This window comes from Pseudomonas sp. PDM16 (assembly GCF_014851865.1).
Lineage (GTDB): Bacteria > Pseudomonadota > Gammaproteobacteria > Pseudomonadales > Pseudomonadaceae > Aquipseudomonas.
Genome location: NZ_JACVAM010000008.1, coordinates 1 through 14,562, shown reverse-complemented (window position 1 = coordinate 14,562; position 14,562 = coordinate 1). Strand labels below are relative to the sequence as shown.

The 14,562-nt window shown below is 61.5% G+C and carries 14 protein-coding genes and 1 other RNA gene; 5 read left to right on the top strand and 10 right to left on the bottom strand.

Annotated elements, in window-relative coordinates; all coding sequences use genetic code 11:
* The first annotated feature begins 24 nt into the window (after nucleotides 1-24).
* The 3 genes from lldD (at nucleotide 25) to IB234_RS21835 (ending at nucleotide 4,626) form a co-directional block, all read left to right on the top strand.
* Nucleotides 25-1,170: an FMN-dependent L-lactate dehydrogenase LldD gene (gene lldD, locus IB234_RS21845; protein ID WP_192321959.1), complete on the top strand. Its 1,146-nt coding sequence runs from the start codon at nucleotides 25-27 to the stop codon at nucleotides 1,168-1,170.
* 156 nt (nucleotides 1,171-1,326) lie between these two features.
* A complete protein-coding gene (locus IB234_RS21840) occupies nucleotides 1,327-4,143 on the top strand; it encodes an FAD-binding and (Fe-S)-binding domain-containing protein (RefSeq protein WP_192321958.1) in 2,817 nt (938 codons plus the stop codon).
* Between the two features lie 207 nt (nucleotides 4,144-4,350).
* Nucleotides 4,351-4,626 (top strand): hypothetical protein, encoded by a 276-nt coding sequence (locus tag IB234_RS21835; RefSeq protein ID WP_192321957.1) that lies wholly within the window; start codon nucleotides 4,351-4,353, stop codon nucleotides 4,624-4,626.
* Between the two features lie 143 nt (nucleotides 4,627-4,769).
* Here the strand turns inward: IB234_RS21835 and IB234_RS21830 are convergent, their stop codons facing one another.
* Nucleotides 4,770-7,694 carry an ATP-binding protein gene (locus IB234_RS21830; protein ID WP_192321956.1) on the bottom strand — a complete coding sequence of 975 codons (2,925 nt, stop codon included), beginning with the start codon at nucleotides 7,692-7,694 and terminating at the stop codon, nucleotides 4,770-4,772.
* A 146-nt stretch (nucleotides 7,695-7,840) separates the two neighbouring features.
* Between IB234_RS21830 and ssrA the strand changes: the two genes are divergently transcribed.
* Nucleotides 7,841-8,197, top strand: a transfer-messenger RNA (tmRNA) gene (gene ssrA / locus IB234_RS21825).
* Nucleotides 8,198-8,294: 97 nt separating this feature from the next.
* Here the strand turns inward: ssrA and IB234_RS21820 are convergent.
* The 8 genes from IB234_RS21820 to IB234_RS21785 all read right to left on the bottom strand — a co-directional run bounded on the left by IB234_RS21820 (nucleotide 8,295) and on the right by IB234_RS21785 (nucleotide 13,051).
* Nucleotides 8,295-8,969 (bottom strand): NYN domain-containing protein, encoded by a 675-nt coding sequence (locus IB234_RS21820; protein WP_192321955.1) that lies wholly within the window; start codon nucleotides 8,967-8,969, stop codon nucleotides 8,295-8,297.
* A 202-nt stretch (nucleotides 8,970-9,171) separates the two neighbouring features.
* A complete protein-coding gene (locus IB234_RS21815; protein ID WP_192321954.1) occupies nucleotides 9,172-10,179 on the bottom strand; it encodes a tyrosine-type recombinase/integrase in 1,008 nt (335 codons plus the stop codon).
* Complete coding sequence (locus tag IB234_RS21810; protein WP_192321953.1) at nucleotides 10,176-11,459, bottom strand: hypothetical protein; 1,284 nt, start codon at nucleotides 11,457-11,459, stop codon at nucleotides 10,176-10,178. Before IB234_RS21810 ends, IB234_RS21815 begins: the two co-directional genes overlap by 4 nt.
* 133 nt (nucleotides 11,460-11,592) lie before the next feature.
* Nucleotides 11,593-11,802 carry a hypothetical protein gene (locus IB234_RS21805; protein ID WP_192322132.1) on the bottom strand — a complete coding sequence of 70 codons (210 nt, stop codon included), beginning with the start codon at nucleotides 11,800-11,802 and terminating at the stop codon, nucleotides 11,593-11,595.
* A gap of 105 nt (nucleotides 11,803-11,907) precedes the next feature.
* Nucleotides 11,908-12,297: a hypothetical protein gene (locus IB234_RS21800; protein ID WP_192321952.1), complete on the bottom strand. Its 390-nt coding sequence runs from the start codon at nucleotides 12,295-12,297 to the stop codon at nucleotides 11,908-11,910.
* A complete protein-coding gene (locus tag IB234_RS21795) occupies nucleotides 12,290-12,625 on the bottom strand; it encodes a hypothetical protein (RefSeq protein ID WP_192321951.1) in 336 nt (111 codons plus the stop codon). The genes IB234_RS21800 and IB234_RS21795 overlap by 8 nt, the downstream gene beginning before the upstream one ends.
* Nucleotides 12,618-12,830 (bottom strand): hypothetical protein, encoded by a 213-nt coding sequence (locus tag IB234_RS21790; protein WP_192321950.1) that lies wholly within the window; start codon nucleotides 12,828-12,830, stop codon nucleotides 12,618-12,620. The genes IB234_RS21795 and IB234_RS21790 overlap by 8 nt, the downstream gene beginning before the upstream one ends.
* The gene (locus IB234_RS21785) at nucleotides 12,827-13,051 is read right to left on the bottom strand and encodes a DNA-binding protein (RefSeq protein WP_192321949.1); all 225 of its coding nucleotides are present in this window, start codon (nucleotides 13,049-13,051) and stop codon (nucleotides 12,827-12,829) included. The genes IB234_RS21790 and IB234_RS21785 overlap by 4 nt, the downstream gene beginning before the upstream one ends.
* 142 nt (nucleotides 13,052-13,193) lie before the next feature.
* Here IB234_RS21785 and IB234_RS24035 point away from each other — a divergent pair, with 142 nt between their 5' ends.
* Entirely contained in the window at nucleotides 13,194-13,463 is a 270-nt protein-coding gene (locus IB234_RS24035; protein WP_225580751.1) for a hypothetical protein, read from the top strand.
* Between the two features lie 457 nt (nucleotides 13,464-13,920).
* Here IB234_RS24035 and IB234_RS21780 read toward each other — a convergent pair whose 3' ends face one another.
* Complete coding sequence (locus tag IB234_RS21780; RefSeq protein WP_192321948.1) at nucleotides 13,921-14,424, bottom strand: hypothetical protein; 504 nt, start codon at nucleotides 14,422-14,424, stop codon at nucleotides 13,921-13,923.
* Between the last annotated feature and the right edge of the window lie 138 nt (nucleotides 14,425-14,562).

Here is a 14,562-nt window from a genome sequence, read left to right as displayed (position 1 = left end):
CATTTTCCAACGGATGAGAAGCCAATGATCATCTCCGCCTCCACCGACTACCGAGCCGCAGCCCAACGCAAGCTGCCGCCGTTCCTGTTCCACTACATCGACGGCGGCGCCTACGCCGAGTACACGATGCGGCGCAACGTCGAGGACCTGGCCGGCATCGCCCTGCGTCAGCGCGTGCTGAAGAACATGTCCGAGCTGAGCCTGGAAACCGAGCTGTTCGGCGAGAAGCTGGCCATGCCGGTAGCCCTGGCCCCGGTCGGCCTGACCGGCATGTACGCCCGCCGCGGCGAGGTGCAGGCGGCCAAGGCAGCGGCGGCCAAGGGCATTCCCTTCACCCTGTCCACCGTCTCGGTCTGTCCGATCGAGGAAGTAGCACCGGCCATCGACCGACCGATGTGGTTCCAGCTCTACGTACTGAAGGACCGCGGCTTCATGCGCAACGCCCTGGAGCGGGCCAAGGCTGCCGGCGTCACCACCCTGGTGTTCACCGTCGACATGCCCACCCCCGGTGCGCGCTACCGCGACGCACATTCCGGCATGAGCGGCCCGAATGCCGCCATGCGCCGCATGCTGCAGGCCATGACCCATCCGTCCTGGGCGCTGGACGTAGGCCTGCTCGGCCGCCCGCATGACCTCGGCAACATCTCCACCTACCGTGGCAACCCCACCGGCCTGGCCGACTACATCGGCTGGCTGGGGGCCAATTTCGACCCGTCGATCTCCTGGAAGGACCTGGAATGGATCCGTGAATTCTGGGACGGCCCGATGGTGATCAAGGGCATCCTCGACCCCGAGGACGCCAAGGACGCAGTGAAATTCGGCGCCGATGGCATCGTCGTGTCCAACCACGGCGGCCGCCAGCTCGACGGCGTGCTGTCCAGCGCCCGCGCTCTGCCGGCGATCGCCGACGCGGTGAAGGGCGAGCTGAAGATACTCGCCGACTCCGGCATCCGCACCGGCCTCGACGTGGTGCGCATGATCGCCCTCGGCGCCGACGGCGTGATGCTCGGCCGCGCCTTCGTCTATGCCCTGGCCACCGCCGGCGGTGCCGGAGTGAGCAACCTGCTCGACCTGTTCGAGAAGGAGATGCGCGTGGCCATGGTCCTGACCGGCGCCAAGTCGATCTCGGATATCAGCCGCGACTCTCTGGTGCGTGAACTGGGCGTCTGACGCCCAGCCCTCCGCGCCCTACCCGGGCGTGGAAACGCTGCGAGCGCACACCCGCGCCGCAGTGCAGCCAGGCGGGCATGCCCGTCCGGCGTAGCCGACAATAACAAGCAGGGCCGCCACAAGCGGCCCGCACTTACCGTGACACATGGAGCACGCATGAGCCTGCCCGCCGCCTTCCTCGCCGAAGTCCACCGCCTGATCCCGCGCGAGCGCCTGTTCGACGACCCGCTGTCGACCCTGGCCTTCGGCACCGATGCCAGCTTCTACCGGCTGATTCCCAAGCTGGTGGTACGGGTCGAGTCCGAGGCCGAGGTGGTACGCCTGCTCGAACTGGCCAGCGCCCAGCGCGTGCCGGTAACCTTCCGCGCCGCCGGCACCAGCCTCTCCGGCCAGGCCATCAGCGACTCGGTGCTGATCGTCCTCGGCGACAATTGGAATCACAAAGACATCCGCGCCAACGGCGCGCAGATCCGCTTACAGCCCGGCGTCATCGGTGCCCAGGCCAACGCCTGGCTGGCCCCGCTGGGGCGCAAGATCGGCCCCGATCCGGCCTCGATCAACGCGGCGAAGATCGGCGGCATCGTCGCCAACAATTCCAGTGGCATGTGCTGCGGCACGGCGCAGAACAGCTACAAGACCCTCGCCGGCCTGCGCGTGGTGCTGGCCGACGGCAGCGTGCTGGACAGCGAGGACGCCGCCAGCATCGCAACCTTCCGCGCTCGCCACGGCGCGCTGCTCGATCAGTTGGCCCAGCTAGGGCGCGAAACCCGCGCCAACACCGCGCTGGCCGACAAGATCCGCCACAAGTACCGGCTGAAGAACACCACCGGCTTCTCGCTCAACGCCCTGGTCGACTTCGACGAGCCGCTCGACATCCTCAACCACCTGATGGTCGGCTCCGAAGGCACCTTGGGCTTTATCAGCGCGGTGACCTACGACACCGTGCCGGAGCACCCGCACAAGGCCAGCGCGCTGATCGTCTTCCCCGACGTGGAGAGCTGCTGCCAGGCCGTGCCGCTGCTCAAGCAGCAGCCGGTGTCCGCCGTGGAGCTGCTCGACCGCCGCAGCCTGCGCTCGGTGGAGAACATGAAGGGTATGCCCGGGTGGGTGCAGAGCCTGTCAGGCGGTGCCTGCGCCCTGCTGATCGAATCGCGTGCCGCCAGCCAGTCGCTGCTGCACGAGCAGATCGGCCAGATCATGGCCTCCATTGCCCACTTCCCGGTGGAGAAGCAGGTCGACTTCAGCGAAGACCCGGCCGTCTACAACCAGCTGTGGAAGATCCGCAAGGAGACCTTCCCCGCCGTCGGCGCGGTGCGCCAGACCGGCACCACGGTGATCATCGAGGACGTAACCTTTCCGGTGGAACGACTGGCCGAGGGCGTCAACCGCCTGATCGAGCTGCTGGAGAAGCACCGCTACGACGAGGCCATCCTGTTCGGCCACGCCCTGGAGGGCAACCTGCACTTCGTCTTCACCCAGGGCTTCGACGATCCTGTTCAGGTCGCACGTTACGAGGCCTTCATGCAGGACGTGGCGCAACTGGTGGCGGTGGAGTTCGGCGGCGCGCTCAAGGCCGAGCACGGCACCGGGCGCAACATGGCGCCCTTCGTCGAGCTGGAATGGGGCAGCGAGGCCTACCAGCTGATGTGGACCATCAAGCGCCTGTTCGACCCACTGGGCATCCTCAACCCTGACGTGGTGCTGTCGGACGACCCGCAGATCCACCTGAAGAACCTCAAGCCACTGCCGGCCGCCGACGAGATCGTCGACAAGTGCATCGAGTGCGGCTTCTGCGAACCGGTCTGCCCGTCCAAGGGGCTGACCCTGACGCCACGCCAGCGCATCGTCATCTGGCGCGATATCCAGGCGCGCAAGCGCGCCGGTATCGACACCACCGAGCTGGAAGCCGCCTACCACTACCAGGGCGTGGACACCTGCGCCGCCACCGGCCTGTGCTCGCAGCGCTGCCCGGTGGGCATCAACACCGGCGACCTGGTGCGCAAGCTGCGCGCCCGCGACGCCGAACACGGGCGCAGTGCCGACTGGCTGGCCGCGCACTTCCACCGCACCCTGCAGGGCGCTCGGGTGCTGCTGCACGTGGCCAACGGCGCGCGCATGCTGATGGGCGCGCCACTGCTGGGCAAAACCTCGGCCCTGCTGCACAAGGCCAGCGCCGGGCGCGTGCCGCAGTGGACGCCGGCCATGCCGCAGCCGGTGCGTAATCTCGCCCTGCCGGCCTTCAGCAACGATGCGCGGCCACGCGTGGTCTACCTCGCCGCCTGCATCTCGCGCGCCATGGGCCCGGCCTTCGCCGATGCCGAACAGACGCCGCTGATCGACAAGACCCGCCGTCTGCTGGAAAAGGCCGGCTTCCAGGTGGTGTTCCCCGAGGACGCAGACAACCTCTGCTGCGGCCAGCCGTTCGCCTCCAAGGGCTACCCGGAGCAGGCCGAGCGCAAGAAGCAGGAGCTGGTCGACGCGCTGCTCAAGGCCAGCCGCGGCGGCCTCGACCCGATCTACTGCGACACCAGCCCCTGCACCCTGCGCCTGGTCCAGGACGGCCTCGACCCGCGGCTGCAACTGCACGACCCGGTGAAGTTCATCCGCGAACATCTGTTCGAGCGCCTGGAATTCACCCCGCAGGACAAACCGGTGGCGGTGCACGTCACCTGCTCCACCCAGCATCTGGGCGAGGCCCAGGGACTGATCGACATCGCCCGCCGCTGCGCCAAGGAAGTGGTGATCCCCGAGGGCATCCACTGCTGCGGTTTCGCCGGCGACAAGGGCTTCACCACGCCCGAGCTGAACGCCCACTCGCTGCGCTCGCTGAAGGACGCGGTGCAGTACTGCGAGGAAGGCATCTCCACCAGCCGCACCTGCGAGATCGGTCTGTCCAGCCACAGCGGCATCGACTACCACGGCCTGGTCTACCTGGTGGATCGCGTAACCCGCCCACGTGTCATGCCGTCGTAATCTGGAAGCAAGAAAAGCTGAACCGCTGCGGCAGAAGAAAAGTCCACACATCAGGGCCCAGAATTACGGGCCCCTTGTCATCCCGGACAGGCAGCTCCAATAATGCCAGGCATCCTACGGGACAGCCTGCTCGACGCGGCCATTCGCTTCGCCGTAGCCTCGGCATGCGGCTCTCCGGGCCCCGATAGGACGGAAGAGGACCACCTCATGAAACGTACTGCCCTGCTCTTTTCCTGCGCGCTGATGGCTGCTCCGGTATTTGCCAACGACCTGTGCACCGTCAACCTGCAGAAGCTCGACGACGCTACCACCACCAAGACGACGCTGATGGATCCGCTGAAAACCCAGGTCGAAGACCTGCATGAGAAAGCCAAGCAGGATCAGGCCGCGGGCAAGACCGAAGACTGTGCCTCGAACGCCAACCAAGCGCTGATGCTGCTGCAGAAGGCCGACTCAGGCGGTGACAGCGGCGCCGCCAACTAGCTAGAAAGGGGCCCGCGGGCCCCCACCCTCACTCCAACTTTGCACGCCGCCCTCGCCATGCATCTAAAGCTGGGGCAGCTTCCACCCGGTGCACATCTGCGCCTCTAGGGCAGTGACTTCGCAAAGACGGCGCCCTTCGACATTCAATACTTGGGGTCTGCCACTCGCTCCAGCAGGGATAGCACCAACCGACGCAGTTGCTGAAGATCGACTGGTTTGAGTAGGCACGCCTGTGCCCCTTTGGAGCGAGCCTCGGCCAGCAGCTCCTCGTCCGCCGCCGCGCTGACCACCAGTACTGGAACTTGAGCCAACCGCGTATCACCACGCATGTGCTCAAGCACCTCCAGGCCATTGCCATCTGGCAGATCCAGATCAAGCAACACCAATCCCGGTTCTGCACCCTCCAGCTGCAGCAGCGCACGACGAACCGTTCCCGCCCCTTCCACCACGGCTATTTCTCGCAGAGCCTCTTGCAGGACCTTCATACACGCTGGGTGATCCTCCACACAAAGCACCCGCACCAGGGGTTGCGGAGAGAGCGTCGTTGCCGAGCCCACCGGTTTCCCCTTGAGCTGCGGTTCTGCCGCACTGGGCAGTTCGATCCAGAAGCGACTGCCCATCCCGGCCTCGCTGAGGAAACCCATCTCACCGCCCATCAGCTCCGCCAGCTCTCGGCACAGCACAAGCCCTATGCCGGTGCCGGGAATGTTGGAGTTCTCACGTCCCAGGCGCTGGAACGGCTGAAACAGCTGTGCCTGCTGCTCCACACTCAGCCCGGAGCCACTGTCGTCGACCCATAGCCGCACCCCTCCGGCTCGCACCTCGTAGCCCATGCGGATCATGCCCTGCGGGCTGTTGTACTTGATGGCGTTCGAAAGCAGATTGAGCAGTACCTGCCGCAAGCGTCTCGGATCGGCCAGGACGAACAGCGGTGGATTGGCTTCATTCTGAACCTGCAACTGCAGACGACGCTGCTGCACTTCGGGCTGTACCAACTCCGCACAGCCGCGCAGCAACGGGCCGATATCGACCGGCTGCAGTTGCAGCTGCTGCTGGCGGCTCTCGATGCTAGAGAGATCGAGGATGTCATCGACCAGCGAGGTAAGGTGCCGGCTGGCCAACACGATTTCACGGGCATACTCCGCCTCTTGATTTCGCGTCTCGTGCTCCTGGGCCTCCAGCTCGATCAGCTGGGCAAAGCCATGTATGGCATTGAGTGGCGTACGCAGCTCATGACTCATACTGGACAGGAAGCGACTCTTGGCCTGGCTGGCCGCCTGGGCCTCCAGGCTGGCGCGGCGCAGCTCGTCCTGCACCTGCTTGAGACGCGTGATATCGACATGCGTGCCCGCAGCTCGTACCGCGCGTCCCTCCTCGTCTCGCTCGATGACCTTGCCCCGACTGAGCAGCCAGAAGTACCGGCCGAAGACATCCGCATAGCGATACTCAGCCTCGAAGAAATCCTCCGCGCTATCACCCGCCATGCTCAACCGCAGATGGCGAACCCGAGGCAGATCATCCGGGTGCACGCGCTGGTTGAATTCAGCAAACGGCATGCAATCGGTGGGAAGTCCGAAGCGGCGGACGAAACGATCGCTGATACGAATGTTCAGGGTGTGAGCATCCACCTCCCAGAGGCTCTCGGTAGTGCTCTCCAGCACCAGTTCCAGCGTCCGCTGAGCGTGCTGGCGGCTCTCCTCGCTGGCCTGCAACTGCTGACCGGCGTGCTGCACTTCCTCTGCCATCTCGGCCAGCTCGGCGATCATCGTCGGCGGCGCCACCGGCTTGCGCTCTCCCACCCCCAAGCTGCGCATCATGCCAACGATACCGGTGATTGGCTCAGCCAACTCGTTGCTCAGACGCCGAGAGCGCAACCACATCCAGGAGCCAAACAACAGGTAGAAGAACACCAGGCCCGCAATCAGCAGATAGCCGATGATCTGGTACTGCTCGGCAAGGCGGTTGGTTTCCCTGAAGATGCTCGCCTCATCCACCACCAACATAAGCCGCCAGCCGGTCTGCGGAATCTCACTCCACGCCATCAGTTGGCCGCGCCCGCCGAGTTGCACTTCCACCACGCCGTGCGGCTTCGCCTTCATGGCATCGAGCAATGGGCGCAGCCCTTGCTGACGATCCAGCTTGAAGTCGGCCGGTTTGAGCACTTCACGGCTGACAGCCTCGGCATAGGAATAGCTGGTGAGCTCGCGCAGCCCGAAATCCCTTTCACCAGCCGCGGGCAGGGCCATGATCGCATTGTCTCGGCCTACCAACAGTGCATAGCCCTGCCAGGGCACCTGCAGGTTGCCGATCTCGGCGAGCATCTGCCCCACCGTCACATCCAGCCCGGCCACCCCTTCGAGGAAATCACCCCGATACACCGGCGCGACTGCCGACATCATCCACCCCTGACCGGCTGGGTCCAGGTAAACCTCGGTCCACACCGTGCCGCGGCTGGGGTTGTGCTCGGCATCGGCCAGGTAATAGAAGTTGTATTGCGGGATGACCATGTCATGCGGGTACTGTTGCAGTACCTCGAAGTACGGATAGATGCGGTTGTAGCTATCCCAGCTATTGAAGTACACGGCCGCCACCAGCGGGTCCGCCTGGCGGATGGAACGCATCAGTGGATCGATCCGCGACAGGCGCAATGCTTTGTCACGATCCTGGCTCACCGTACTGGACGAATAGAAGGAGGCGGCCCGGCCATCGTCGCTGCGGCTGTAGTAAACACCGTCCGGCGTACCGGCATGACGCCTCAGCTCCAACTCGTCGGGCGCGTAGCGATAATCTCGAAGCGCTTCGGCCACCGAGTCACGATAAATGCCGACCTGCGTTTCGATGGCACGCAGACGGCTATCGATAACCTGGCCTTCGCGCCGGACGGCACTGTCCAGATCCTGCAGGGCACTGGATTGCAGGTATCCAATCTGCGACTCGCGGATCGACTCATTGGTATAGAGGTAAACGCCGATCAGCACCGACTCCACCAGCACCAGTGGAATCAGCGCACTCTGCAGAAAAGCCCGCCAGATCCAGCGGCGCAAAGGCTTCAGCGGTGCGCGCGGCATCCGTCGCTCCTCGAATTCTGATCTGATGAGGATGGCACAGGCTTGGTAAACGGCGAGTACCGGGCCAGGCATTGTAACGGCAGCCGGTGGTCGACGCTGATGAACCTTTGCCGTACACTGCCCGTCCAACCTCGCAAGAGCGTTCTGGGGCCGATTAGGATTCGACGCCGGTAGCGAAACTTGAGGGGCATGCCGAGTAGGTGACAGTTCTCGTAAATCCGCTGCCACAACTTCATAGTTGCCAACGACGACAACTACGCTCTGGCCGCCTAAGGGCGCCAGCAGACCCTAGGGGATGCCTGTAAACCCGAAGATTTGGTCTGTCAGATAGAACAGGATCGCCGCCAAGCACGCTGCAGGTGTAACGGCTAAAACTTATGCAGCTCGCTCCAAGCACCCTGCCACTCGGGCGGCGCGGAGTTAACTCAGTAGAGATGGCTAAGCATGTAGAACCGATAGCGGAGAGCTGGCGGACGGGGGTTCAAATCCCCCCGGCTCCACCAAATCAGAATAGCTTAAGCCCCTGATTTTCCTAGCGAAGATCGGGGGCTTTTGCTTTCTTGGGCTATCGAATGTCCCGAAAGTGTCACAGATGTAGGACTACCAATAGTCCGGCTTTACGATGGCCGGCTTCTTGGGAAGCGGAACCTTGGGTGGCAATTGGAAGAACGCTAGCTCCGACTCGGGAACATGGCGGCGCATCCAGTGCGTATGCTTCATCAAGGAACCTGGCGGATCACGTTGCTCATGCCTATGCGGCAGAATCACGCCGATGCGGATATGCGGAAAATCCGAACGGATAGCAGCGAGAGCAGGCGCTAGATCAGTATCGCCCGACACCAGAACAATCTGTTCAATCTGGAGCTCATCCGACCGACATCCTGCTCGGTACATACCCAAAGCCAGGTTTACGTCGGTCTCCTTCTCTTCCAGCTGCCAGATGGCAACCTGATCCCGCCTGGAGGCCTTCTCTCCATCGATGTAGCGGGGAGCATATCCCTTGGCCAGCCGGTGGCGCCCCAGCGTGACCGACACACCTTTTGCCTGCAGAGCACGGATGTAACGACTCTGGGCATCGTTCGACTGCTGACCACGAGTGGCAAGGTTAGCGATCACCGGAGAGGTGTAATAGCTGACCGAAGAGAGAACGGAGGACGAATCCTGCATACCCAGGATATGGGTAAGCAAAGCCGGCAGGTCCAACCACTTGTGGGGCGAACCATGCAAAAGGCCGTAATAGAGGTTGTAGCCATCTACGAAGAAAGCTGTTCGCACAAATCCCTATCCCTAGAAACGAAAAAACCGGCTTTTGGGCCGGTTTCTTCACCCGAGGCTAAGGCTGAACTGAATCGGCCCGCCAAGGGTTGAGTCGTGAACGTAGTATTGCGCAATGGCGAAAAGTAAACAAGGCCAAATACGGACAGCCGCGGCCAGTAGCGGACAGGGACGAACAGCACTGGCACTACCCTAATCCACTTCACGCATTACTGACCAGAGAAAGGCCAGCCAGCGGGCTTAACCTCACCGCCTCTGCCAAATGCTCCGGAGCCAAGTGCGCATAGCGCATGGTCATGGCCAAGCTGGAGTGACCCAAGATCTTCTGCAGGGTGAGGATGTTCCCGCCCTTCTGCATGAAGTGGCTGGCGAAGGTATGGCGCAGTGCATGGGTGGCTTGGCCTTGGGGTAGCTCGATGCCGGAACGATCCAGGGCACGGCGGAAGGCATTGATGCTGCCGGTAGTGAACTGGCCGTAGCGCTTCCAGTGATTGCGTATCAGCAGCTCCAGGGCGGGATCAATCGGCACTGTGCGCACCTTGCTGGATTTGGTCTTGCTGAACGTGACCGCCCCACTCCGCAGCCTTGCCGGGACCATTCCTTCCGCCTCTGACCAACGCGCCCCGGTGGCCAGACAGATCAGGGTGATCGGCTCGACGTGTGGGTTATCGCAGCCGTCTCGAATCGCTCCCAGGAGTACGGTGATCTGCTCCGAGGTCAGCCAGGACAGTTCCCGTTCTTCAATGCGGAATGGCTTAACCAGCTCCAGCGGGTTGGCGTAGTCGATCTGGCCCAGGCCACGCAGTTCGTTGTACACAGCACGCAGATAGCCCAGCTCATTGTTCAGGGTCTTCGGACTGGTACCAGACTGAGAACGCACCCGGCGATCATGCGCATAGGCGGCCGCATCGATCAGCGCAGCAACCGGGTTACGCAAGCGTGTGCAGAGGGCATCGAGCTTGGCCTTACGGCGCTCACCATCCTTGAGCATGTGGCCATGCAGGTCGAACCACAGGCCGATCAACTCGCTCAGCTTTCTCCGATCAGGCGCCTTGGGATTCCAGGCTGGGTCCTGGGCCTTGCTGGCGATGATGAAGGCTTCATAGCGAAGGGCTTCCGCCTTGGTCTTGAAGATTTTCCGGTAGCGCTGGCCACGGATCGGCTGAACGTCTGCCAGCCATCGACCATCGTCGCGGCGCTTAACACTCATACCGCCCTTCCCCATCGCACATGGCGCTCCTCCAGCAGCGCCTTGATGTGCTTGTAGATATCGAAGTCGGTCATATCCTTGGCGGCGTAGTGGTCACGAATAACCGGCCAGCATTCCCAGGTTTGCAGCCGGTCAAACGCCTTTTTTGCGCCCACTCGCTCCCTAGCCAGCAGGCTTACGAAGTTTCCCAGGAACAACTCCACATTCTTGCCGGAGAAGCCTCTGGCCGTTTTGTGGTGGCGCTTGTATTCGGTTTCCTCGAGCAGCGAATCAACCGGAAGGTCTACACGCACGTCATCACGAATCAGCGTCCAGATGGCCTCATAGGCGCCAGGACGGACCAGCAAACGGAACTGACCCAGACCATAACGCCACAGGCCGTCGAGGTGGCCAGCGAAGGCTGCAAAGGTGCTGGTATCGATGAACTGACCGGTCTGCAGGTCTACCGAGCCACTGGCGAATTGCTGGATGATCGAGTGGTGATAACGCATTTCGATGCGCCACACGTCCTGGGCTGGGTCGTAGTTCTCCGGGTCGTTGTCGTCGAAGCTGTCACGGCGACGCCAGACGCTTTCCCAGTAGTCCAGCTTGTCCGTGGCCTTGGCCTGCTCGGTCTTGTTGTAGATGCAGAGCTGAATGCCTCCAGCCGAGCCGAACATGGAGGTTTCACCGCGGCCGTAGACGCTGGACTTGGTCGCCCACTCGATCTGGTTGATCCCCGAAATGTCCCGGTGCGTCCGCGCTCGGCAATGCATGCGGGCCACCAGATCAACGGGCGGCTTCCAGCCCTGCAGGTCTAGCGCCAGGTGCACGGCACACTGGTTCACTTCGACGTTGGTCATCAGCTCCTGGGCGTAGTAGTCCAGGCGCTCCTGCAGGCGCTGCGGGCTCAGCGCATCCAGGGCATGCGGTGACACCTCGATTTTCAGGTGCGGGCCGATGGCGTCGAGCTTGGCGTTGAAGTTCTTCACCAGCAGCACGAAGCCCAGGTCCATGTTCTGCAGCTTGTACTGGTAACCCGAATCTCGACCCACTCGCCCCGAGTGCCAGCGCTGGCCGGCAAAATCGACCATAGCGCCCGGCTTCTCGAACAGAGCCATGATTTCCGGGCGGATCAGGCCGCGATACAGCTGGCGCACCGTATCGACGCCACAGCGAAGCAGGCGTACGCCTGTCAGGTCGGTGAACTGGATGGTCGAAGGATCAATGAACAAGCGACCCTTCGGGTCTTCCTGGGCGGTCAGTTGGTTCAGACGGACTTGATCGATGGGCTTAGTCACTCGGTTACTCCAATGCTGAATACTGCGAATTTCGTTTAGTGGTTATCTGACGTGTTACAGGGACGTCAGCGGCGCGGCTCCGGCGCTCCGCTGGCGAGTCCGCGCCGCCGACGGCCTGACCACCCCAGCCGGATCACCTGAGCCACCATTCGCTTTGGTCAGCCTCTAGCAGACCGGCGAAGTCATCCCGCTGGCAGTCACTGCAGGAGTGATCCAGGGCGAATACGAAGAAGGGAGGTGGACCGGGAGGCAGACCGTAGGCGCACCCTCGCCAGAGCGCGAGGAAGGCCAGCAGCAGAAGCAGGCGGGAGATATCGGCGAGGGACAGAGGGAAGAAAACCAAGGGCGCTGCCCTTGTTATCCCGCTCTTGCCGCCGAGGGCTCGGGAGCGTGGGGTGGTGAAGCTACCCCACGCTCCCCGGCAGAGGCTGTTCATGGCGGTGCAGGGTCAAGGGTGCGCTACGCCCGTGCTTCCGTTCATCGCGACGGGAGCACCGTCGCGACGAGCCGGGAGCGCGGCCCCTGACCTCGACGCATAGGGTCGGGTCATACGGCCCAGTACGTTGCCGGAACTCTGCCGGTCGCGGTGCCGTATCGCCCGAATGGTGCGGATGTTGTAGAAGCAAAGCTCGGTCGGAAAGTCGGCTTGGCCGTCCAGGGGCATGGTCAGGAAGTAGCCGGCTTCGTGGTACACACCCTCCATGGGTAGGGCCATGCCGACGATATGCAGGCAGCGCCACAGCGGTTCCGGGTCTTGGTTCCAGACCATTTCCACGAGCACGGTGGCGCCCATGTACTGAGCCGCGTTGGCAGCGGTGATGACGTTGCAGCTATGCATGGCGGCGCTCTCCTTCCATGAGCCCGGTCTGGCCCTGGAGCATGTGAGGGAGGGGCAGTCGGCCAAGCAGGCTGCGCGCACTGCTGCGAATCGACCGGATAGAGCGGATGTCCGAGAGGTACACGTCGAGGGGGTGTTCATCGCCGGGACTCTTCACCAACAGGCACGCCTGCTCATGCACGCCTTCGATGAGCAGTACCACGCCGATCACATAGCCGGCACGCCAGCACGGTTCGGGGTCATCGTCCCAGGCCAGTTCGACCACCACCGGCTCACCCAGGAAGCCCACAGCGGAGAGCACATCCAAGCCAACAGGCTTACTAGACATGGCAGTAGTCCCCTTCCTTGAACTCGGTCTTGCCCTTGGCCAGGTCTTCACGCAGCCGGGCCAGGTTGACCATGCGGAAGTCGGCCAGCTTCATGCTCGGGATGGTGCCGCTGTCCACCCAGTCAATCGCTTCCTCTATCGAGATACCGCTCATTTCGGCGAAGGTCTTTACACTGCACAGGTCGAAACTTTCGCCTTTGCTCATGGCGTCCACTCCTGTTCGAGAAGCTGGCTGGTCAGTAGCGCGACGTTGACCACTACGTGGCGGCCGACCTTGTGCGAGGGGATGTAGCCGTTGCGAATCCAGCCCCAAACCACGTCGTGGCTTTCGGGCATGCGAATCCAGTTTGCGAACTCTCTCCAGGGCATCAGAGGTGGCGCTGGTTGGCCAGAAGGGTCTTTCGGCATGAGGGTGGTTCCTTCCATAGGAATGGCCTTTGCTGCACTATGTTGGTCTTTATTGGGCTACGCCGGTTCAGAATTGGAGTTCAAATACTGAACTTGCCGAGCAAGAATAACAGTGCATTCCTAGAGTTCAAATATTGAACTCGGAGATTTTTAGACCTTTATGGAATCAATGATGGAGAGGGCTATAGCCCTTATCTATAAGACGGGCTTGGACGAGCTGGTCAGGCAGTCGGACATCAACTACGTCCGCTGGAAGAACCTACGCCATAGAAAAGCCCGAATGAGCACGGAGGAGGTAGAGGCTCTGGTCAAAATCTACCCGCAATACGCTCTGTGGCTTGCTAGCGGTGAGACCGCGCCGGACTGTGGCCAAACCAGCCCCGAGTACGACGAAGCCAACCGAAACTTGACCAGTCAGAACGCGGGATAGCGCTCACCCAGGAAGTAGCTAGGCGCTGGTACGCCCGAATAAGGAAGGTCAGGCGGGGTTAACATTGGAGTTAAGGCGTCCGCCTTGAACGACTCGTTAGCTGCCGGCTGCGGGAGCCGACAGCTCCATTTCATGGCTCTCAAGCGCAAGGCTGTGAGAAGTGCTCTGATCTGACCCTAGATGCCACCACTTTTCTACCCAGGCACGGCCATAGGGATCAATTTCATAGATCTCGAATATTTCGCCAACCATAGAAGAAACCCGAGCTACCTCCTCGGGTTCAAGATCTGATGCCAATGGTGAAATGGATAGCACTCGGACGTACGAGCCAACAGTGACTAGATTTCCGTTTATATCTCTGACTTCCATTGATGCGCTCATTGGTAGCTAACGTTTGGTTAAGGGGCTGGCTTTAGCCAGTCCCGAGTGAGCGAAGCGAACGGCCTTGAACCGCTTGTTATGTGCCGGAATAGAGGTATTTGTAGTAGCTTAACCAGTCGAGCTCAATCAAGTGGCTGTGCTTCATTAAATAGCTATGGAAATCTAGGTCTTCAGGGTTGGAGAGATTTATATATTTCGTGACTTCTGACTTAAATTTATTTAATTCAGCCTGGCTTTCGGAGGGCGGTGGGAAAAGCCTTGCGTTTAGTATGTAGAGGTGGCTGATTGTATTGAGAGCCTCAATCCATGGTTCGCCAGTTGCATGCTTAATTAAATTTTGGGCGATTTTTATTGAAAACTCATCAGGTGCAAGATCTATCAGCAATGCCATTAAATGCATCTGCCCGTTGGTTAGATTTTCTTGACGCTTTAGCAGTTCGTGCCAGTCGTTTTTGGTAAATTTTTTAACCACGCCTTCAGCTAGGCTGGCGCCTACATCAGCCCAGCCTTGACCTGTAGACTCTAAGTCACCATCAAAGCATTTCAAGAGACCGATTAGCTCTTCAGGGTTTGAACTCATAAATGGCTCAGTACATAACGTTTGGTTAAGGGGCCGGCTTTAGCCGGTCCCGAGCGAGCGAAGCGAGCGGCCTTGAACCAGTTGTTAGGCGAAGAGGCCGGGGCGCACTGCTTTGTTGATTGCGGCACGATGACCGAG

Coding starts and splice junctions, on each gene's coding strand:
- IB234_RS21800 (WP_192321952.1), bottom strand. CDS start 12,297: ATGCATAGCTGCAACGTCATCACCGCTGCCAACGCGGCTCAGTACATG.
- IB234_RS21835 (WP_192321957.1), top strand. CDS start 4,351: ATGAAACGTACTGCCCTGCTCTTTTCCTGCGCGCTGATGGCTGCTCCG.
- IB234_RS21790 (WP_192321950.1), bottom strand. CDS start 12,830: ATGAGCAAAGGCGAAAGTTTCGACCTGTGCAGTGTAAAGACCTTCGCC.
- IB234_RS21840 (WP_192321958.1), top strand. CDS start 1,327: ATGAGCCTGCCCGCCGCCTTCCTCGCCGAAGTCCACCGCCTGATCCCG.
- IB234_RS21795 (WP_192321951.1), bottom strand. CDS start 12,625: ATGTCTAGTAAGCCTGTTGGCTTGGATGTGCTCTCCGCTGTGGGCTTC.
- IB234_RS21785 (WP_192321949.1), bottom strand. CDS start 13,051: ATGGAAGGAACCACCCTCATGCCGAAAGACCCTTCTGGCCAACCAGCG.
- lldD (WP_192321959.1), top strand. CDS start 25: ATGATCATCTCCGCCTCCACCGACTACCGAGCCGCAGCCCAACGCAAG.
- IB234_RS21830 (WP_192321956.1), bottom strand. CDS start 7,694: ATGCCGCGCGCACCGCTGAAGCCTTTGCGCCGCTGGATCTGGCGGGCT.
- IB234_RS24035 (WP_225580751.1), top strand. CDS start 13,194: ATGGAATCAATGATGGAGAGGGCTATAGCCCTTATCTATAAGACGGGC.
- IB234_RS21815 (WP_192321954.1), bottom strand. CDS start 10,179: ATGAGTGTTAAGCGCCGCGACGATGGTCGATGGCTGGCAGACGTTCAG.
- IB234_RS21780 (WP_192321948.1), bottom strand. CDS start 14,424: ATGAGTTCAAACCCTGAAGAGCTAATCGGTCTCTTGAAATGCTTTGAT.